At 72.7% G+C, this 20,167-nt stretch carries 15 protein-coding genes; 9 read left to right on the forward strand and 6 right to left on the reverse strand.

Annotation, left to right across the window (positions count from 1 at the left end; translation table 11 throughout):
- Positions 1-148: 148 nt before the first annotated feature.
- The 7 genes from E1292_RS27930 (at position 149) to E1292_RS27960 (ending at position 7,400) form a co-directional block, all read left to right on the forward strand.
- The gene (locus tag E1292_RS27930) at positions 149-985 is read left to right on the forward strand and encodes a M23 family metallopeptidase (RefSeq protein WP_132598187.1); all 837 of its coding nucleotides are present in this window, start codon (positions 149-151) and stop codon (positions 983-985) included.
- Positions 986-1,125: 140 nt separating this feature from the next.
- Positions 1,126-2,079: an alpha/beta hydrolase gene (locus E1292_RS27935; RefSeq protein WP_132598188.1), complete on the forward strand. Its 954-nt coding sequence runs from the start codon at positions 1,126-1,128 to the stop codon at positions 2,077-2,079.
- Complete coding sequence (locus E1292_RS27940) at positions 2,072-3,259, forward strand: acyltransferase family protein (RefSeq protein ID WP_132598189.1); 1,188 nt, start codon at positions 2,072-2,074, stop codon at positions 3,257-3,259. The genes E1292_RS27935 and E1292_RS27940 overlap by 8 nt, the downstream gene beginning before the upstream one ends.
- Positions 3,243-4,628, forward strand: a complete 1,386-nt coding sequence (locus E1292_RS27945) for a sensor histidine kinase (protein ID WP_132598190.1) — start codon at positions 3,243-3,245, stop codon at positions 4,626-4,628. Before E1292_RS27940 ends, E1292_RS27945 begins: the two co-directional genes overlap by 17 nt.
- Entirely contained in the window at positions 4,625-5,296 is a 672-nt protein-coding gene (locus E1292_RS27950) for a response regulator (protein WP_132598191.1), read from the forward strand. Before E1292_RS27945 ends, E1292_RS27950 begins: the two co-directional genes overlap by 4 nt.
- A gap of 88 nt (positions 5,297-5,384) precedes the next feature.
- The gene (locus E1292_RS27955; protein ID WP_132598192.1) at positions 5,385-6,389 is read left to right on the forward strand and encodes an NAD-dependent epimerase/dehydratase family protein; all 1,005 of its coding nucleotides are present in this window, start codon (positions 5,385-5,387) and stop codon (positions 6,387-6,389) included.
- A gap of 18 nt (positions 6,390-6,407) precedes the next feature.
- On the forward strand, positions 6,408-7,400 hold the full coding sequence (locus E1292_RS27960; RefSeq protein ID WP_132598194.1) for a magnesium and cobalt transport protein CorA: 993 nt from the start codon (positions 6,408-6,410) through the stop codon (positions 7,398-7,400).
- 93 nt (positions 7,401-7,493) lie between these two features.
- On the opposite strand, the gene E1292_RS27965 is transcribed toward E1292_RS27960, so the two are convergent.
- The 5 genes from E1292_RS27965 to E1292_RS27985 all read right to left on the reverse strand — a co-directional run bounded on the left by E1292_RS27965 (position 7,494) and on the right by E1292_RS27985 (position 14,357).
- On the reverse strand, positions 7,494-8,024 hold the full coding sequence (locus tag E1292_RS27965; RefSeq protein WP_132598196.1) for a pyridoxamine 5'-phosphate oxidase family protein: 531 nt from the start codon (positions 8,022-8,024) through the stop codon (positions 7,494-7,496).
- Positions 8,025-8,390: 366 nt separating this feature from the next.
- Entirely contained in the window at positions 8,391-9,599 is a 1,209-nt protein-coding gene (locus E1292_RS27970) for an acyl-CoA dehydrogenase family protein (protein ID WP_132598198.1), read from the reverse strand.
- 168 nt (positions 9,600-9,767) lie between these two features.
- Positions 9,768-10,694: a glucosyl-3-phosphoglycerate synthase gene (locus E1292_RS27975; protein ID WP_132598200.1), complete on the reverse strand. Its 927-nt coding sequence runs from the start codon at positions 10,692-10,694 to the stop codon at positions 9,768-9,770.
- 33 nt (positions 10,695-10,727) lie between these two features.
- Positions 10,728-12,200 carry a helix-turn-helix domain-containing protein gene (locus tag E1292_RS27980; RefSeq protein WP_439331910.1) on the reverse strand — a complete coding sequence of 491 codons (1,473 nt, stop codon included), beginning with the start codon at positions 12,198-12,200 and terminating at the stop codon, positions 10,728-10,730.
- Between the two features lie 174 nt (positions 12,201-12,374).
- Positions 12,375-14,357: a PQQ-binding-like beta-propeller repeat protein gene (locus E1292_RS27985; protein WP_132598202.1), complete on the reverse strand. Its 1,983-nt coding sequence runs from the start codon at positions 14,355-14,357 to the stop codon at positions 12,375-12,377.
- Between the two features lie 623 nt (positions 14,358-14,980).
- On the opposite strand from E1292_RS27985, the gene E1292_RS27990 reads away from it, so the two are divergent.
- Both E1292_RS27990 and aceA read left to right on the forward strand, forming a co-directional pair.
- Positions 14,981-16,918 (forward strand): ligand-binding sensor domain-containing protein, encoded by a 1,938-nt coding sequence (locus tag E1292_RS27990; RefSeq protein WP_132598204.1) that lies wholly within the window; start codon positions 14,981-14,983, stop codon positions 16,916-16,918.
- 275 nt (positions 16,919-17,193) lie between these two features.
- The gene (aceA, locus tag E1292_RS27995; protein WP_181958306.1) at positions 17,194-18,477 is read left to right on the forward strand and encodes an isocitrate lyase; all 1,284 of its coding nucleotides are present in this window, start codon (positions 17,194-17,196) and stop codon (positions 18,475-18,477) included.
- Between the two features lie 100 nt (positions 18,478-18,577).
- Here the strand turns inward: aceA and E1292_RS28000 are convergent, their stop codons facing one another.
- Entirely contained in the window at positions 18,578-20,134 is a 1,557-nt protein-coding gene (locus E1292_RS28000) for a serine/threonine-protein kinase (RefSeq protein ID WP_165974775.1), read from the reverse strand.
- Between the last annotated feature and the right edge of the window lie 33 nt (positions 20,135-20,167).

Below are 20,167 nucleotides of genomic sequence, written 5' to 3' on the forward strand. Positions count from 1 at the left end.
CATCAGGCCCGCCCTCAGTCGCGCCGTCAGTCGCGTCATCAGGCCACCCGCCACCAGCCCTCCGTCATCGGGGGGCGCCGAGGCGCGCACGACTGCGTGCCCGCGACGTGGGTAGATCACATGCCACCGCCCGCGCGGCGGCGCAGACGTGAACCCCCACCGAGAGGACGTCATGTTCCCCGTCATCCTCGCCCGGATCCGGATGCCGATGATCATCGTCGGCTTGCTCCTGGCGATCGGCGAGTTCGTCCACCACGTCTCCTGGCTCAGCGTGGTGGGCCTCGTGCTGTTCCTGTCCGGCTTCGCCTCGGTCTTCCTGCCTGCGGGCGCCGTCGAACGCCGGCCGATCCCGGTCGCCAGCCCCGTGCGGGGACGCTGGCTCGCGGTCAACAGCCCGGCCGACAAGGTGCCCAGCCACGGCCTGCACGCCTACGGCCAGACGTACGCGGTGGACCTGGTGAACTGGCCGGACGAGGACACCGAGTGGAAGGCCGTGGTACGAGCGCCGGTGATGAGCCGCCCCGAGACGTTCCCCGGCTTCGGCAGCCCGATCTACGCCCCGGCCGCCGGCACCGTCGTACGCGCCCGGGACTTCTGGCGCGACCACCTGAGCCGCAACTCCTGGCCCGCGCTGGTCTACGCCATGGTCGAGGGTTTCGCGCGCGAGCTGGCGGGCCCGAGCGGCGTGCTCGGCAACCACGTGATCCTCGCCCTCGGCGACGGCGTGTACGCCGCGTTCGCCCACCTCAAGCGCGGCTCGGTCCAGGTCCGCAAGGGCCAGCGGGTGGAGGCCGGGCAGCTGATCGGGCAGTGCGGCAACTCGGGCAACTCCAGCGAGCCGCATCTGCACTTCCAGCTCATGGACAGCGCGCACCCGTCCATCGCGGCCGGGCTCCCGTTCGCGTTCGAGGAGACCCTTCCGGACGGCACCACCCGCCAGAGCGTCCCGAGCAAGGAGCAGCCGCTGCTGTCACCGTCGCGCTGACCGTCACACGCGCGGCGTCTGCACCCCGTAGTACGTCAGAGCTACGCCGGAGGTGCACCCCGCAGCGGGACGCCGGCTACCCGCGGTGATCCATACCTTCGAGGCCCGAGTACGTCTCCGGCACGGAAGGATCACCGCCCATGGCGACCCGCCGGCGAGGCAGCCTGCGCCGCGTCCTGCTCACCACGCTCCTCACCGCGTCGGTGGCGGGGCCGATCAGCGGCGTGACCCGCCCAGGGGCGGTTCCGGCGCCCGCGCCCGCCCCCGTACCCCCGCTGGCCGCGGCGACCCCGTCCGGGCTCGCCGGGCGGTACGCGGCCGCCCGCGCGGAGATCCTGGCCGCAGAACGGACGGCGGCCCGGCACGGCCACCGGTGGCGGGCCGCCAGGCTGCGGGAGATGGCCGATCCCGGTCGGCGGTTCCTGTCCTTCGACGGCCGGGACGGCGGCCGGACCGTGGAGGTCTTCGGCGGCCTGGCCTCCGCCGAGCGGATCGCCGTGATGGTCCCGGGCGCCGGCATCGACCTCGACAAGTACGGGATGCTGCGCGGCGGCTCGCTGCGCCTCCATGACGCGCTCGGCGACCGGTCGGCGGTGGTCGCCTGGCTCGGCTACGCCACGCCGAGCAGCGTGAGCCTCCAGGCGGTGGCCCCCCACCGCGCCGCCGAGGCCGCTCCCCGCCTGCGCGCCTTCGTCCGGGAGCTGCGCGGGGCCAGGCCGGGCGCCCGGGTCACGCTCCTGTGTCACTCCTACGGCTCCGTGGTGTGCGGCCTGGCCGCGCCGGGGCTGGACGTCGCCGGCATCGTCCTGTTCGGCAGCCCCGGCGCGGGCGTGCCCGACGCCGCCGCGCTGCGTACCCCTGCCACGGTGTGGGCGGGGCGCACGGCGGGAGACTGGGTCGCGGGCCTGCCGCATGTGTCGGTCGCGTTACCGTTCGTCACGGTGGGGCTGGGCGCCGACCCTGTCTCGCCCCGGTTCGGCGCCAGGATCTTCGCGGCGGGCGGCGGCGGGCACAGCGACTACCTGGCACCCGCTTCCACTGCCCTGGCGAGCATCGCGCGGATCGTGTCCGGGCAGGCCGGCGCCGATGCGTGACCTCGCCGCGCGGATCGACGCCGCGACCCCGGCCGGCCGCGACCGCGCCCTCGACGCCCTGCGCGCCCTGGCCATCCTCGGCGTGGTGGCCGGGCACTGGCTGGTGACCGCGCTGGTCGTGGAGAGCGGGTCCGTGCGGGTCACCAGCCCGCTGCGGCACATGCCGCAACTCGCGCCGCTCTCGTGGGTGTTCCAGACTCTGGCGGTCTTCTTCTTGGTGGGCGGGCTGGTGGGGACACGTTCCCACCTCCGTGCACGGGCGGAGGGCGTGCCGTACGCGCGGTGGCTAGCCGGGCGGGTGGCCCGGCTGTTCCGGCCGGCGGTGGTCGTGCCGGCGGTGTGGGCAGGGGCGGCCCTGGTGATGCTGGCCGCCGGGGCGCGGCTGGAGAGCGTACAGGCGCTGGTCAAGCTGGTGCTGTCGCCGATGTGGTTCCTGCTGGTGTTCGCGGCGCTGACCGCGGCGACCCCGCTGGTGTCGAGGTTGCACCCGGCCTGGCCGTTCGCCGCGGTCGCGTGCGTCGACCTGGTCAGGTTCGGCGGCCTCGCGGAGGGCCTGCCGGGCGGGCTCGTGGGTGCCGGGCCCGGCGACGGCTCGCTCCTGTGGGTCAACGTGGCGGCCGGGTGGCTGGTGCCGTACTGCATCGGGGCGGCCTGGGCCCGTGGCCGCCTGCAGGGGCGCGCGACCGGGTGGGCGCTGCTGCTCGGCGGCGGGGCCGCCGCCGTCGCGCTCGTCGGCTGGGGCGGGTACCCCGCCACCATGGTCGGCGTGCCGGGGGCGCCGCTGTCCAACCTCGACCCGCCCTCGCTGGCCGCCGTCACCTTCGGGATCGCCCAGAGCGGCGCGGCCCTGCTGCTGCTCGGCCCGCTGCGGCGGCTGCTGCGCCGGCCCGCGGCCTGGGCCGCGGTGGCGCTGGCGAACCTGGCGTCGATGACGATCTTCCTCTGGCACCAGACCGCGATGATCGCGGTCGCCTCGGTCGCCCTGCTCGCCGCGGGCTCGACGCCGTGGACGGGGCTGCACACCGTCCCCGACGGGCCGGACTGGGTGCTCGCCCGGGTGGCCTGGTTGCCGGTGTTCGCGGTGGCGCTGCTGGTGTGCTGCGCGGCGTTCCACGGTCACGAGCGGGTACGGTCGCCCGCCGAGCCGGTTGCGGAGCCCCGGCATGCTGGATCATCCTGACCGGGGGCGGCACAAGGGCAGAGGGGACGTGGGCGAGGTGGGCAGGCTGCGCGGAGCCCTCGACGCCGTACGCGCGGACCTGTGGACGACCCGCGCCGATCCCCTTCCCCGCATGTCGCGTCCACGCGGGCTGTCCCGCCTCCCGCATGCCCTGGTCATCCTCTACGCGCTGGTCATGGGCATGTTCCCCGGAGGAGAGGGCGTCGACCCGACGGTTCCGCTGCTCGCCATGATCCAGGCGGCGGTCCTCGTGCTGGCGATGTCCCGCCCGCTGCCCGCCTGGTGGGCGTCGATCGCCGTCATGGTCATCGGCGCGCGTACGGGAATGACCTACCTCCCGCAGAGCCTGACCTTTCCCTGGATGGTCGACCCGGGCGGGACGGGCGTTCCAAGGCCCGTGCACGCCGACGCGGTGGCGTTCCCGTGGACGGGCTCCGGTGTCGCCCTGCAGGCCGGTGTGCTGTTCCTGCTGGCGCTGCGGGTTCGCCCCCGCGTCGCGGCCCAGGCGCTGGTGATCACCACGCTGGCGATGGTGTGGTGCGTGGTGTTCCTGCCCGAGAGCAGCCGTTCCGGCGACGTGCTGACGGCCCTGCTGGCGGGCGCGCTCTCGGTCGCGGTCGGGGCGGGGGTGCGGGCGCTCAGGACGACACGTACCCGTCTGGAGGCCCAGGAGGAGCTGACGGCCGAGGAGCGAGCCCGCCGCACGCTGCTGGAGGAGCGCAGCAGGATCGCGCGCGAGCTGCACGACGTGGTCGCGCACCACATGTCGGTGATCTCCATCCAGGCGCAGGTCGCGCCGCACCTGGTGGCGAACCCGCCCGACGAGCTGAAGGAGAACCTCGCGGGCATCCGCGAGAACGCCGTGGAGGCGCTGACCGAGCTCCGCCGGGTCCTCGGCGTCCTGCGCGCGCAGGACCCGCCCGGGGACGCGCCGCAGCCCACGCTCGACCGGCTCGACGAGTTGTTCGCGAACGTGCGCGGCGCGGGCGTGGCCCTGTCGACCGAGACCGCGGGTACGCCGCGCCCGCTGTCGCCGGGGGTGGAGCTGTCGGCGTTCAGGATCGTGCAGGAGGCGCTCAGCAACGCCATGCGGCACGCGCCGGGCACCCCGGTGACGGTCCGGCTGTCCTACCAGCCCGACGCCCTCACCCTCCGGATCGTCAACGCCGCACCCGGCGCGCCGGTTCCGTCATCGCCCGGGGCGGGTCACGGGCTGCTGGGGATGCGCGAGCGCGCGGCCATGCTGGGCGGCGACCTCGTCACGGGGCCCACGCCGGACGGCGGCTACGAGGTCAGCGTGTTCCTGCCCGTCGGCACGGAGAAGGACGCGGATGAACCTCCGCAGAAAGGCATCGAGGCCGCCCCATGACCAGCATCCGCGTGCTCATAGCCGACGACCAGGTGATGGTCCGTCAGGGTTTCACCGTGCTGCTCGACGCCGAGCCCGGCATCGAGGTCGTCGGCCAGGCCGTGAACGGCCTCGACGCCGTCGCGAAGGTCGCCGAGCTGGAGCCCGACGTGGTGCTCATGGACGTGCGCATGCCCGAGCTGGGCGGCATCGAGGCGACCCGCCGCATCGCGGGGCAGCCGGACGCGACCACGAGGGTCCTGGTCCTGACCACCTTCGACCTCGACGACTACGTCTACGAGGCGCTGCGTGCGGGCGCCTCCGGCTTCCTGCTCAAGGAGGCGTCGGCGGCCGACCTGGCCCACGCGGTGCGGGTGGTGGCGGCCGGGGACGCCCTGCTCGCGCCGAACGTCACCAAACGCCTGATCGCCGAGTTCTCCCGGATGAGCGGCGCGCCGCGTGCCCCGCTGAAGGAGCGTGTGGGCGATCTGACGGAACGCGAGACCGAGGTGCTGTCGCTGATCGCCCAGGGCCTGTCGAACGCGGAGATCGCCGAGCGCCTGGTCGTCGCCGAGCAGACCGTCAAGACCCACGTGAGCAGAATCCTGGTCAAGCTCGGGCTGCGGGACCGCACCCAGGCGGCCGTCTACGCGTACGAGACGGGGCTGGTGCGCCCGTCGGGCTACTAGGCGTGCCTCCGTGCGCTGACAGCGAACCGGGTCCGCTGTCGGTGAACCCACCTGGGCTCCCGGACCTTCGCGATGCTTGGGTGGCGGGATGGACATCGTGGTTCTGGGCGGGACAGCATGGGTGGGCCGGGAGGTGTCCCGGCAGGCGCTCGAGCGCGGGCACCGGGTGACGTGCCTGGCGCGCGGCGAGAGCGGGCCGGTGGCCGACGGCGCGGCCCTGGTGGTCGCCGACCGGCGCGACCCTTCGGCGTACGCGCCGCTGCTCGGCCGCGACTGGGACGCGGTCATCGAGGTGTCGTGGCAGCCGGGCTTCGTCCGCGAGGCGCTCGCCGCGCTGGGCGGCCGGGCCCGGCACTGGGCCTATGTCTCCTCCGGCAACGCCTACGCCTTCCACGCCGAGCCGGGCATGGACGAGTCCGCGCCCCTCCTGGCGCCGACCGACCGCGCCGAGGCCGACCACGCGCTCTACGGCGAGGCGAAGGTCGCCTGCGAGCAGGCGTCGGCGGCCGCCGTGGGCGACCGCCTCCTCATCGCCCGCGCCGGTCTCATCGGCGGCCCCGGCGATCACAGCGGGCGCTCCGGCTACTGGGTGGCCCGTGCCGCGCGCGACCCGCACGGGCCGATGCTGGTTCCGGCCACGCCGGACAGTGCGACGCAGGTCATCGACGTACGCGACCTCGCCGCCTGGCTGCTCGACGCGGCGGAGCGCGGCACCACCGGCACCTACAACGCCGTCGGCCCCGTCGTCCCGTTCGGCGAGTGGATCGAGCTGTGCCGCACCGCCGGCGGGCACACCGGCCCGGTCGTCACCGCCGAGTCGGCCTGGCTGCTCGAGCACGGCGTGACCCAGTACATGGGGGCGGAGTCGCTGCCGATGTGGCTGGTCGAGCCGGGCTGGGAAGGATGGTCGGCGAGGAGCGGCGCCGCGGCGCAGGCGGCGGGACTGCGCCATCGGCCCCGAGCCGAGCTGGTGTCCGACACGCTGGCCTGGGAACGCGAGCAGGGTCTCCACCGCGAACGACGCGCGGGCCTCAGCGCCGAGCGCGAGCGCGCGCTCCTCGACGCCCTCGGCCGAGGGGCCGCGAGTCGCTGACCGCGCGACAATCTCACCATGATTGTGGACAAGGCCATCTACTGCGGTGGTGTGCGTGAGACCGTCAGCGGCGACATCAGCGATGCCTTCAGCGCCGCCCGGGTCAGAGGCGACAGCTTCCTGTGGATCGGCCTGCACGAGCCCACTCAGGAGGAGTTCGACCTGATCACCAGTGAGGTGCGGCTGCACCCGCTGGCGGTGGAGGACGCGATTCACGCCCATCAGCGGCCCAAGCTCGAGCGCTACGACGACACCCTGTTCGTGGTGCTGAAGCCGCTGCTGTACGTCGAGGAGACCTCCGACATCGAGGTCGGCGAGATCAACCTCTTCCTGGGTGACGACTTCGTCATCAGCGTCCGCCACGGCCAGGCCAACCCGCTGGGCGGGGTGCGCCGGCGGGTCGAATCCGATCCCGACCTGCTGTCGACCGGCCCTGCCGGGGTGCTCTACGCGATCTGCGACCAGGTCGTCGACACCTACGCCGAGATCTCGCACGAGGTCGAACTCGACCTCATCGCGCTGGAGCGCCGCGTCTTCAGCGGCGAGCGCGACGACGTCACCGCCGACATCTACTCACTCAAGCGCGAGGTCCTGGAGTTCCGGACCGCCCAGGACCCGCTCGTCCCCGTGCTGGAGGAGATCGTGAAAGGCCGGGTGGCGTTGTGCGACGGCACCCGCGATCACTTCCGTGACGTCCTGGACCACCTGCTGCGCGTGGACTCCCGGGTCGACGAGCACAACGAACTGCTCACCAGCGCCTTAAGCGCCCACCTGGCCCTGGTGGGACGTGACCAGAACAAGGTGGCCATGCAGCAGAACGCCGACATGCGCAAGATCTCCTCATGGGCGGCCGTCATCGCCGTCCCCACCATGATCGCCGGGATCTACGGCATGAACTTCGACCATATGCCCGAACTGCACTGGTCGCTCGGCTACCCGCTGAGCCTGTGCGTCATGGTCGTCGCCGTGATCGTCGTCCACCGGTTGCTGCGCAGGAGTGGGTGGTTGTGACGCGCCGCCCGCTCCCGCCACATCATCGTGCGCGCCGTCATCATCGTGGGCGGCCGCGTGATCGCGCGGGCACGGTGGCCGGCGGCGCCGGCGCTACGGCTGCTGAGGCTCGAAACGCCAGCGGGTCGCGCCGTACGGCTCCTTGGTCGCGACGCCGACCACCGTGTGGAAGGCGAACCGGTACACCTGCCAGGGCGGCGGCCCCGCGCTGGGCGCGCTGAACGGCGCCGTGAGCGCGTCGCCGTCCACCTCCGCCGGCCAGCCGCCCGCGCGGTAGCCGGCGGCGACCTGCTCCAGCGTCTGCGGATCTGTCACCCTGGCCGCGCTGCCGTCGAGGACGAGGTCGATGCCGGGCAGCCGGACGGAGATCGTGCAGCGCGGGTTGGCCACCAGGTCGCGAGCCTTGCGGGCGGCCGGGCTGCTGGTGAAGTAGAGGTCGCCGTCCAGCCACTGCGCGCCGACGCCCGCGGCATGCGGCGTTCCGTCCGGGCGGCACGTCCCGAGGAAGTACGTGACGTCGGGGCTCGGCACGGCGGCGAGCGCGTCACGGGCGCGGCTCCACGGCAGCTCCGCGTCTCCGTAGCGGTCGAGGTTCGTGGTCGCGCTGGGTGCTTGTTCGCTCATGCACGCTAGGACCGCCGCGAGGAGCAGAACTCATCGGTGGTGCGTGCGGCTTCCTGACGGTCTGCGGCGGGGCGTCGTTCCACCCGGCCATTCGCGGCCACGCTCGCGGCTGGTGCGGGCGCGCTCACCCTGACCGTCTCCGCCCGGTTGCACCCATGGAATCAGGTACGACGTCTCCGTCACCGACGTGGCCTGGTCCAGGTGCGCCTCCGCTCGCTGATCTGCTCGGCGCGCCTACGCGCATGATCGTGTCCGGCTTCGTTGTACGCGACCCACGCGGCCTTGTCGTCGTGGTGCAGACGGGCGGGCCGGCCCGACCTGGCCGGGCGTGCGCGTCGGCGGGCTCAGGCCCGCCGGCGGACGTTCTCAGCGGACCGGCAACCCGGTGACCGCTCTGCCGATGATGAGCCGCTGGATCTCCGACGTGCCCTCGAAAATGGTGAAGATCTTGGCGTCGCGGTGGAAGCGCTCGACCGGATGGTCGCGCGTGTAGCCGGCGCCGCCCAGGATCTGGACGGCCTGCTCGGTCACCCATACCGCCGTCTCTCCGGCCACCAGCTTCGACATCGAGCCCTCCGCCTGCTCGAAGGGCCTGCCGTTCCTGGCCATCCAGGCGGCCCGCCAGGTCAGCATGCGGGCGACGTCGACGCGGGTCGCCATGTCGGCCAGCAGGAAGGCGATCGCCTGGTTCGTCCCGATCCTGCGGCCGAACTGCTCCCTCTCGCGGGCGTAGTCCCTGGCGTACTCGAAGGCCGCCCGCGCGATGCCCACGGCCATCGCGGCGACGGCCGGGCGGGTGGTCTCGAATGTGCGCATCGCCGCCTGCTCCCCCGCCCGCTCCCCGTTGCGCACCCGGCTCAGCCGGGCCTCCAGCTTCTCCTTGCCGCCCAGCAGGCACGAGCCCGGTACGCGGACGCGGTCGAGCACGACCTCGGCCGTGTGCGAGGCGCGGATCCCGTGCTTGCGGAACTTCTGGCCCATCGACAGGCCGGGCGTGCCCGGGGGGACGACGAAGGAGGCCTGGCCCCGGGTGCCGAGTGACGGGTCGACCGAGGCGACGACCACGTGCACGTTGGCGATGCCGCCGTTCGTGACCCACGCCTTGACGCCGTCCAGCACCCAGTCGTCGCCGTCGGGCACGGCGCGGGTGCGGATGGCGCCGACGTCGGACCCGGCGTCCGGCTCCGACGCGCAGAAGGCGCCCAGCTTGACGTCGTTCGCCGAGCCGAACATCTGCGGCAGCCACTCCCCCACCTGCTCGGGCGTGCCGTTGCCGGCCAGGGCCGCGGCCGCCAGCCCGGTGCCGACGATGGACAGGCCGATGCCGGCGTCGCCCCAGAAGACCTCCTCGAACGCCACCGGCAGCGCCAGCCCGCTCTCCTCGAACCACTGGGTGGCGAAGAAGTCGAGCGAGTAAAGCCCGATCTTGGCCGCCTCCTGGATGACCGGCCACGGGGTTTCCTCACGCTCGTCCCATTCGGCGCCCGCCGGGCGGATCACGTCGCGGGCGAAGGCGTGCACCCAGTCGCGTACCTCGGCCACGTCGTCGCTGGGCTCGGGACAGAAAGCGCTCATGCGGGACCCCTTGCTAGTTACCGCCGGTAACACCCTACCGGCGGGTAGGCCGATCAGGAACCGTGGATCAGGGACGCCCTGGAACTCCTCGGGCGGAGACGCGGCCGCCCGCCGAGATCGTCGAGCGGCCGCCCGCTGGGCGAGGGGAGCCGGTCGCCGGCCGTGGGCTCAGGCCGCCATCGTGATCATCGGCGGGCGTTCGGCGATGCCGATGTCGGTCAGCAGGACGTCGTGCCCGTCCGCCGCCCGGCGGAACTGCGCCAGCCGGAGCGACGGCACATGGCACGCCTCGATCTTGCCCTGGCGTTCCAGCCGTGACCAGGCGGCCAGCATGATCTGGGACGCCATCCCTCCCAGGGCCTCCGTCGACTGCGGTGCGTGCTCCCGCGAGCCCAGGTCCACCTGCGCGAACGCGTCCAGCCCTGCCAGTTCGAGCAGGTCGATCAGCAGCCCGAGCTCCACGCCGTACCCGGTCAGGAACGGCACCCGCTCCAGGGCGGAGCGCCGGCCGGCGTACTCGCCCGCCAGCGGCTGCACGAACCCGGCCAGCCTCGGCCAGTGGAGGTTGATCAGCGGGCGGGCGACCAGCTCGGTGACGCGGCCGCCGCCGTTCGAGGAGCCGTTCAGCGGACGGTCATAACAGGCCTTGGTGTACACCACGCTCGGGTCGGTGAGAAGCGGTCCGAGCAGCCCGAATACCAGTGAAGGATGAAATTTCCGGATGTCGGCGTCGGCGAACACCAGCACATCCCCAGAGGTGACCGCCAGCGACTTCCAGAGCGCCTCCCCCTTGCCGTCGAGCGGCTTGAGCTGCGGCAGGATCTCGTCCTGAGCGTGCACCGTGGCCCCGGCCCGCGCGGCCACCACGGCCGTGTCGTCGGTGGAGCGCGAGTCGATGACCACGACCTCGTCGACGAGCCGGCCCAGCTCACGCCGGATCACCGTGACGATCTCCCCCACGGTCTCCCGTTCGTCGCGGGCCGGGAGCACCACGCTCACCGTGGTCGTCCCCTTGGCGGCCACCAGATCGCCGAGCGGCCAGTCCGTGACGCACGAAGTACGGCGCCGCAACCATCCACGCACCTCAGGCAGCATGCGACCCCTCCCCCCGTATCCCCCTGATTCAGCTTAGGGGGTGGTGGCGTGGCGTTCCAGGAAGGTGTAGACGTCCGCCTCGTCCACGCCGGGGAACGACCCGGGCGGCAGCGCGGCCAGGACGTGGGAGTTGGCGCGGGCGGACGGCCAGGCGTACCCCTCCCACCGTTCGGCCAGCCCGGCGGGCGGGCGGCGGCAGCAGTCACCGTTGGGACAGCCGGAACGGGTGCGGTTGGTGGTTTCGCGCCCCCGGAACCAGCGCGACTCCTTGTACGGCACCCCCAGCGTGATGGCGAAGTCCCGCTCGCGCGACGGATCGACGTGGGCCACACAGAAATAGGTCCCGGTGGGCGAGTCGGAATACTGGTAGAACACCGAGAACCGGTCGGGCGAGGCGAACACCTGCCGCCCCGACCACTGCAGGCACATGCGCTGCCCCTCGATGGCCCCCTGCTCGTCGGCGGGGAAGACGATGCCGTCGTTCTCGTACGCCTTGTAGATGATGCCTCCGGCGTCGTTGCGCACGAAGTGGCAGGCGAGGCCCAGGTGGTGGGTGGCCAGGTTGGTGAAGCGGTGGGCGGCCATCTCGTACGACACCGCGAACACGTCGCGCAGGTCCTCCACCGACACCGCCCGCTGCGACTTGGCCTCCTGGAGGTAGGGCGCGGCGGCCCGCTCGGGGACGAGCACGGCGGCGGCGAAATAGTTGGCCTCGGTGCGCTGGCGCAGGAAGTCGGCGAAGTCGCGGGGTTTGTCGTGGCCGAGCGCGAGGTGGCCGAGCGTCTGGAGCAGGATCGTGCGCGGGGTGTGCATGCCGAGCTGCTCGTGTTTGACGTAGATGCGGCGGTGGCGGAGATCGGTGATGGAGCGTACGGAGCGCGGCAGGTCCTGGGCGGTGTGCACCGTGTAGCCGAAGTGCGTGACCAGCCCCTGGATCATGCTCTGCGACAGGGCGCCCGTACGGTAGCCGACGGCGTCGAGCGCCTGGGCGGCGGCCTTCTCGATGTCGGGGAAGTAATTGCCCACCTCCCGCTGCCGGCGGCGCAGCTCGGCGTTGGCGACCCTGGCCTCCTCCGGGGTGGCGGTGCCGCGGGCCTGCCGGGCGCGCAGCTCGCCGTACAGGCCGAGGAGGTGTTCGAGCACGTCGTTCGGCACGCGGGCGGAGACCTTCAGCCGCGGCAGCCCGAGCCCCGCGTAGATGGGGTCGCGCTGGGCCTCCTCCAGCGCGATCTCCAGCTGGGCGCGGCGGTTGGGCGGCTGGCGGCGCAGCAGCTCCTCGACGGGCACGCCGAGGGCGGAGGCCAGCGACTTGAGCAGCGACAGCTTGGGCTCGCGCTTGCCGTTCTCCAGCAGTGACAGCTGGCTGGGCGCCCTGCCGACGCGCGATCCCAGGTCGGACAGGGTGAGGCCGCGCTGTTTACGCAGGTGACGGAGTCGCTGGCCAAAGGCGATCAGATCCAGCTCCTGCGTCAAAGACAGCGGTTCTTCACCGAGCAAGGGCCCCATGCTCGGCATCTTAGGCAGAAAAACGAGCCATTTTCTAGCCTTCGCCTTTCCTCCGCAAGCCCACGGCCGGCCGGTCCGCGCACGCCTGCCGGCTCCGGGTGGCGCCGCGCCACCGGCAGGTCGCCGGTCGGCGCGGCGCCGACCGCGAGCGGGCGCCCCAGGACACGTTCCGGTTCAGGCCGGACCCTTGGTCCCGGGAGCGGGGACGGTCACGGGCGGGCAACGCGGGTCCAGCCGGATCCGCGCGAGGTCGCGGCCCGCGATCGCCCACGCGTTCCAGGACCCGGGCTCGAAGTGGAGCTGCGGGTTGGTGTGCCACTCGTCGCCCATCCCGGTGGCCAGCAGCGTGGCCCCGCGCTCGGCGTCGAGCTCGTAGGCGTTGCCGCCGGCACGGAAGACCGAGGCGAACAGGCGGCCCCGGTGCACGGTCAGCTCGCCGTAGCCGGACAGCCTGCCCCGCCGGACGACCTGCCGGGTCTCGGGGTCCAGGGCGATCCAGGCTCCCGAGTCGCGCTTGTACGACGCGTACAGCAACCCGCCGTGCAGCTTGACGTCCTGGAAGGTGCGGTGGCCCGGCATCGGCTCGGCCTGCCACAGGACGGAGCGGCGGGCGAGGTCGAAGGCGGCTATGGAGGCGGACGGCGCGCTGGTGCCGAACACGTCGCCGGCCAGGTAGACCACGCCCCGCTCGACGTCGAGCGTCAGGCTCATGAGGCTCTGACCCGGGATGATCCCCTGATACACGTCCATCCCGCCGGTATGGGGATCGACCACCGACAGCGCACCGCTGATGCTCGCCGACAACGACGCGGTCGCGACCAGGAGCTTGCCGGAGCGGGGGTCGTACTCGATGTCCCAGGGCCGCTTCTGGTCGTGGCCGAGGTAGCCGAGGCTGCGGACCTCGTCGGTGCGCACGTCGACGGAGATGATCTCGCCGGTGGGGTACATGGCGGCGTAGACCTTGTTCCCGTTGCCGACCATGGCCTTGGGCTCGCCCGGCACCCGGATCCTGCGGTGCCCGCCGGTGCGCAGGTCGCGGATCTCCATGGCGAAGTGCCCGCCGACGTACACGGCGTGGCCGGGGACGAGCAGCATGCTCTGCGTCCGCTCGGCGCCGGGCGTCAGGCCCGCGTCGATCAGGTCGGTGAACTCGGCCGCGCCGGTGCCCACGTCCAGCGACCACAGCCCGCCGCTGCCGGCGACGGACAGCAGCGTGTTATCGCCGGTCACGTGGAGCAGTCGGGTCTCGTCGCCGTAGGACGGCGGGTCGATGACCTTGGTGAGCGCCGTGTCGCCGGTCCGGTAGCGGTAGACGGCGCCGTCGGGGCGGGAGGCGGCGTAGACGGAGCCGTCGGCGGCGGTGGTCAGCGCGTCCAGGAGCCCGGACTCGACGGTGACCCGCCGCAGGTCCGTGCCGTCCCTGCGGACGTCGATCAGCTCGCCGCCGGAGGCCGCCAGGACCCGGTCACCGTTGAGCGCGACGACGCCGATCGCGGCGCCGCCGGCCGCGAGCTGCCGGACGGCGCCGCTCTCGCGGTCGATCCGCACGAGCAGCTGCTTCTCCAGCAGGCCCGCGTAGACGTAGCGGTCGTCGGCCGCGACCGCGCGCACATAGTGCTCGCCCTGAGCCGGCACGTCGTAGCGGCGGACCGCTCCGGTACCGGGGACGTACTCCCACACGCGCCCGTCGGGGGAGGTGCCCGCGTACAGGGTGCCGTCGGGGGCCGCGGCCAGGCTCCAGACGAAGCCGCCGACCGCGCCGAAGGAGTGCAGGTGCGTGACCTTCCCTGTGGCGATGTCGAAGGCGTACAGGTCGGGGACGGGGTAGGTGCCGACATAGACCTTCCCGCCGGACACGGCGACGGCCCAGCCTCCCTCGGGCTCGCCGTCGGCCGGGCCGTCGGGGAGCGTCACGCTTCTGACCACCTTCCGGGTGCTCAGGTCGATCTCGGCGAGCACGGGCGGCTTGGGGCCGCGGGTGACGACGTAGGCGTGGCCCTCGTGGACGGCGGCGCCGACGACGGCCCCGGTCACCGAGGCCGGTCCGTACGTGGTGACCGCCTCGCCACCGCACCGTGAGGGAGCGGCCGAGGCGGCGGCGGGTGAGACGAGAGCGGGTAACAGGCCCGCCACGACGACAAGCAGGGATCGGAGCATGCCCAGGACCTCTCGTTCATTTGTGCTCTATTTTGGTCCAGACCGTAACTTTTCGAGCGTCACCCGTCAACGGCACGATGACCCGCCCGGCCTGGTCTCGGTGCGGACCTGACGGACGATTGCGGTTGCCCGGCTCCCCCGGGCGTGCTGCATAACGGTCGCCGCCGAATCGCGGCGGAGGCCGTCACTCCTTCGGATCGCACGCAGGCGAACAGAGGACACCCCACGCCGGCCCTCACACAACCAGACCGCGTCCATCCCGGCCGCAAGATCGGTCCCGGACGGCTCCATCCGGCCGACCCCCGATCGGGCCCGGACGGCTCCATCCCGTTCGCCCCCGATCGGGCCCGGACGGCTCCATTCCGGCCGACTCCCGGTCCCAGTTTCCGGATCGGTCCCGGTCCACCAGGCCGGCCTCGGGTCGGGTTCGCCCATCGATCCCGGGCCCAGTCCCGCCCTTCCAGGCCGGGCCGGTTCGGACCAACCCCAGTCTTCGGGCCGGTGCGGCGGACTCCGGGTCGATCCGGGTCGGCCCGGGGTCGTGGCGCGGGGCCCGTTCGCGATCTAGACATTACGGCCCAGGCCGTTATAGCGTGCGGCGAAACCGCACCAGGGAGCCGCACATGATCCCCCGCCGTCGATTCCTGCAGGTCGCCGCCGCCGCCACGGTCGCCGCCGGCCTGCCGGCCACAGCCGCTCACGCCGCCACACCCGCCGAAGGCACGCTCACCGACCTGGGCCCCGCCAGCGTCGCCAGCCCTCTCGGCAACGCCGAGTTCGTCGGCGGCGTGCTTTACGCCGGATCGCGCGGGCTGTCGCCCAACGTGGTCGGCGCCTACGACCTGGCCGAGGATTCGGTCACCGCCCATTTCGACATCCCCACGGGCATCGGGGTGTGGGCGATGTGCAAGGTCGGTACCGACGTCTACGTCGGCACCCACGCCAAGTCCGACCTGTACAAGCTCGACACGGTGGCCGGCACGGTCACGAAGGTCGCCTCCTTCCCCGACCACTTCATCTGGACCCTCGCCGCCGCCCCCGACGGCAAGGTCTACCTGGGCACGTCGGAGCCGGGCAAGGTCAAGGAGTACGACCCCGCCACCGGCGCCACCCGCGACCTGGGCGAGGCCGTGCCGGGCGAGGCGTACGTGCGCGCCGTCCAGGCCGACGACACGCACGTCTACGCCGGCGTCGGCGCCAACGCCCATCTCATCGCGATCGACAGGGCCACCGGCGAGCGGCGCGACCTGCTGCCGCCCGAGCTGGCCGACCGCGACTGGGTGTCGAGCATGGACGTCTCCGACACCCACATCGCCGGAGGCATGAACTCGCTGGCCGAGCTGATCATCCTGAACAAGGCCGACCCGTCCGACCACCGGGTCGTCAAGGCCACGGCCCCGGGCGAGAAGTACATCGTCTCGGTCCTCATCCACGACGGCCACGTCTACTTCGCGGGCCGGCCCACCGGCACCTTCTACCGCTGCCGGCTGGACACCGGCGAGCTGGAGGTCCTCGGCGTGCCGTACTTCGAGGCCGCCACCCACCGCATCCTGGCCCACGAGGGCCGCGTCTACGGCGTGCAGGACAACGCGGTGTTCGTCTACGACCCGGCGACCGGCGCGCTGGACTACCGCAACCTGGTGCAGCGCGGTTTCCGGGCGGCGCCGGAAGAGCCGATGTCGGTGCACTCCGACGGCGAGCGTGTCTACGTCGGCGGCAAGAGCGGCGCCGACATCCACGACCTGGCCACCGGCGAGGTCACCCGGCTGTCCATCCCCGGCGAGCCGAAGACCATGCTCACCGTCGGGGACACCACCTACCTCGGCGTCTACACGCAGGCCGCGCTCTACTCCCACCGCGCCGGCGACACCGAGGCCGAACTGCTGGCGCGCACCGGCAACCAGCAGGACCGGCCGCGCGATCTCGCCTACGACGACCGGACCGGCGTGCTCGTGATGCCCACCCAACCCGAGCCCGGCCACATGAACGGCGCGCTGTCCTTCTACTCCCCGCGCACCGGCGAGTACGTCACCCAGCGCCCCGCCGTCGAGCGCCAGACGGTCTACTCGGTCGTCACCCGGCGCGGCATCGCCTATCTCGGCACGCTCACCCAGGAGGGCCTCGGCCTGCCGCCGGTCACCTCCACCGCGCGCCTGGCCGCCTACGACCTGTCGGCGCGCGAGTTGTTGTGGCAGGTCGAGCCCGTCCCCGACGCCCGCTACATGTCCGCGCTCGCGCTCGGCCCGAGGCACGTGTACGGCATGGCGAGCACGGGCGTGGTCTTCGAGTTCGACCCGCGGGCCCGGAAGGTCACCCGCACGCTCCAGGTCGGGGCGAAGGGTGGGGACCTGTTCGTCATGGGCCGGGTGGCGTACTGCGGCGACGGCGACAAGGTGTACAAGATCGACCTGGAGACGTTCACCGCGAAGGCCATCGTGAGCGGGCTGGCGGGCCAGTGGTTCGGCGGCGAGCCCAAGCTGGCCCTCGACCCGTCCCACCGCGCCCTGTACGGAGTCAAGGACCGCAATCTGGTGCGCATCGCCATCAGCGGCGGGAGGTGACCTCCACCACGGCCACCACGTGATCTTCAGCTGCCCTCACCGGCTCTGAACGGGAGCGTGGTGGCCGTGCTCGTGTCCGCCGCGGCACCGAGGTTCGCGAACGAGAACGAAGGCGCCAGGTGAGGGAAAACTCTGGATTTCTTCCCCCCAGAATACTTGTAAGTAGTGCAGATTCTGGAAATTTCCGTGAATCTTGTCCTCGTCGCCGACTTTCGACCGTGGTGCCGGGGGCAGAAGACTCGGCGTAAGCCCCAGGGGACGACGAAGGAGTGATCATGACGGATCGCCTCAAGGGAGCTGCGGAGCAGCTGCAGGACGAATGGGACGACGACCCGCGATGGGCGGGCATCGAGCGCACCTACAGCGCCGAGGACGTGATACGGCTACGCGGCAGCGTCCAGGAGGAGCACACGCTGGCCCGGCTCGGCGCCGAACGGCTGTGGGGCCTGCTGCACACCGAGGACTATGTCGCCTCCCTCGGCGCGCTGACCGGCAACCAGGCCGTCCAGCAGGTGAGAGCGGGCCTGAAGGCGATCTACCTGTCCGGCTGGCAGGTCGCCGCCGACGCGAACCTGGGCGGCCAGACCTACCCGGACCAGAGCCTGTACCCGGCCAACTCCGTGCCCGCCGTCGTGCGGCGCATCAACAACGCGCTGCTGCGGGCCGACCAGATCACCTGGTCGGAGGGTGTCGAGAGCCCGCACTGGCTGGCGCCGATCGTGGCCGACGCGGAGGCCGGGTTCGGCGGCGTGCTGAACGCCTTCGAGCTGATGAAGGGCATGATCGCGGCCGGCGCCGCCGGCGTGCACTGGGAGGACCAGCTCGCCTCCGAGAAGAAGTGCGGCCACCTCGGCGGCAAGGTGCTGATCCCCACCGGGCAGCACATCAAGACACTCAACGCCGCCCGCCTCGCCGCCGACGTCTGCGGCGTCCCCTCACTGATCATCGCGCGGACCGACGCCCAGGCCGCGACGCTGCTGACCAGTGACGTGGACCCGCGCGACCAGGCGTTCACCACCGGCGAGCGCACCGCGGAGGGCTTCTACCGGGTCAGGAACGGCCTGGAGGCGTGCATCGCGCGCGGCCTGGCGTACGCGCCGTACTCCGATCTGCTCTGGATGGAGACCGGCACGCCCGACCTGCAGGTGGCCCGCGAGTTCGCCGAGGCGATCAAGGCCGAGCACCCGGACCAGATGCTCGCCTACAACTGCTCGCCGTCGTTCAACTGGAAGAAGCACCTGGACGACTCCACGATCGCCAAGTTCCAGCGGGAGCTGGGGCACATGGGGTACAAGTTCCAGTTCATCACGCTCGCCGGGTTCCACTCCCTCAATTACTCCATGTTCGACCTGGCCCAGGGGTACGCCGGCGACGGCATGCCGGCGTACGTGGAGCTGCAGGAGGCGGAGTTCGCCGCCGAGGCGCGCGGCTACACCGCGACCCGGCACCAGCGCGAGGTCGGCACCGGCTACTTCGACCTGGTCAGCACGGCCGTGGCCCCCGACTCCTCGACGACCGCGCTCAAGGGCTCCACGGAGGAGGAGCAGTTCACCCGCTGAGCGCCTGAACGCGCCGGCCACCTCCAGGGCATGCGAGGGTTCCCCGGCGTCTCACAGGAAAGGCCGCGCCAGTCCTCCCCAGCACTGGCGCGGCCTTTCCTCATGAGGTGCCGGTGGGCGTCGGTGCCGGGGTGTCCCGCCCGGGCGTGGAGGGACCCGGCGACTCGCCGGGCCCGTCCTGGGGGATCGTGGTGACCGACGATGACGGCCGCGGGCAGTCGCGCCCGGCCATGGTGCCGCGCCTCCTGCCGGCCGGGTCCGCGCACGCGCCGGGGCCGTCCCCGCGGGGCTCCTCCGGCCTGGCGGCGCCGGACGGGCGGCCTCCCGGCGGCCGGAACGTGTCCCACCGATGAGGTGCGGGGCCGCGGACGCCCTCCTTCGTACGGGTGCGCGTGACGAACACCGTGGGCGTGGCGGGCGCCGTCGCCGGCACGGTCCGGGTGGGCGGCACGCGCCCTGCCGGGGTGGCGACGGGGCGCGTGGTGGACGCGGCGCTGCCCTCCGAGCGCACGGCGGGCGGCGGGTCCCCGGGCAGCAGCGAGCCGCCCCCGATGGGCGCGCCGTCCGCCCCCGACGCCGCGATCACCGTGATGGCCGCGATCGAGACCGTGGCCAGCGCGGCGAAGCTGGCGTGCGACAGGCTCGCTCCGGCCCTGGCCCTGCGGCGCCTGCGGGATCGTTCCAAGCCCGCCTCCCCGGGGGCGGCGGCGCACGCGCCGGACCCTGTCCCGGTGCCCCCGTGCCGTACCCGCCTCCCTCCTGGCGGGTACGGCACGGGGGTCCAGATCTCTCTCAGCACCTCGTCGACCGCCTGGCGCAGATCCCACGGATCGCCCACGCCGCCGGCGGCGAGCAGCACCCGCAGCAGGTCGGCGGCCCGTGGCCGGTCGGCGGGCTCCTTGGCCAGCGCCGCCCCGGCGGCGGGCCGCAGCAGGGCGGGCACGCCCTCGATCCGCGGCGGCTCGAACAGGATGCGCCGGGTCAGCACATCCGCCTCCCCGCTTCCGAACGGGTGGTGCCCCGTGGCGGCGAACGCCACCACGCACCCCCACGCGAACACGTCGGACGGCGGCAGCGCCGCCATGCCCGTCAGGCTGCCCGCCAGCCGCTCCGGCGCCACCCACCCGGGACTGCCCATGACCTGCCCGGCCTGCGTGTGGGCGGACAGCGTGTCGACGTCGCAGGCGATGCCGAAGTCGATGACCCGCGGCCCTCTCGTGGACAGCAGCACGTTGCCCGGCTTGAGGTCCCGGTGCACGAGCCCGGCCTCGTGGACCGCGACCAGCGCCGCGGCGACGCCGAGCGCCACGCCGTAGGCGCGGTCGGGCGTCAGCGGCCCCTCCGCCTGGACGACCTGGGAGAGCGCGGGGCCCGGGATGTACTCGGTGACCAGGTAGGGCCGGCCCTGGTCGGTGCCGTGCTCGACGACGGCGGCCGTGCAGAACGGCACCAGTCTGCGCGAGAAGGCCACTTCCTCGGCGAAGCGGGCGCGCAACGTGGCATCGTTGAGGTGCACCGCATGTGGTGTCTTGAGCGCCACCAGGCCACCCTGAGGGTGTTCGGCCAGATAGACGACTCCCATCCCGCCCGCGCCGAGGCGGCCCAGCAGCAGATATCGCCCGATGATGACCGGGTCGCCCACCGTAAGCGGTCGCACGCCGGCAGGCATGTCGCTCGCACCACGCGCCAT

It is taken from the genome of Nonomuraea deserti, assembly GCF_004348685.1.
GTDB classification, from domain to species: domain Bacteria; phylum Actinomycetota; class Actinomycetes; order Streptosporangiales; family Streptosporangiaceae; genus Nonomuraea; species Nonomuraea deserti.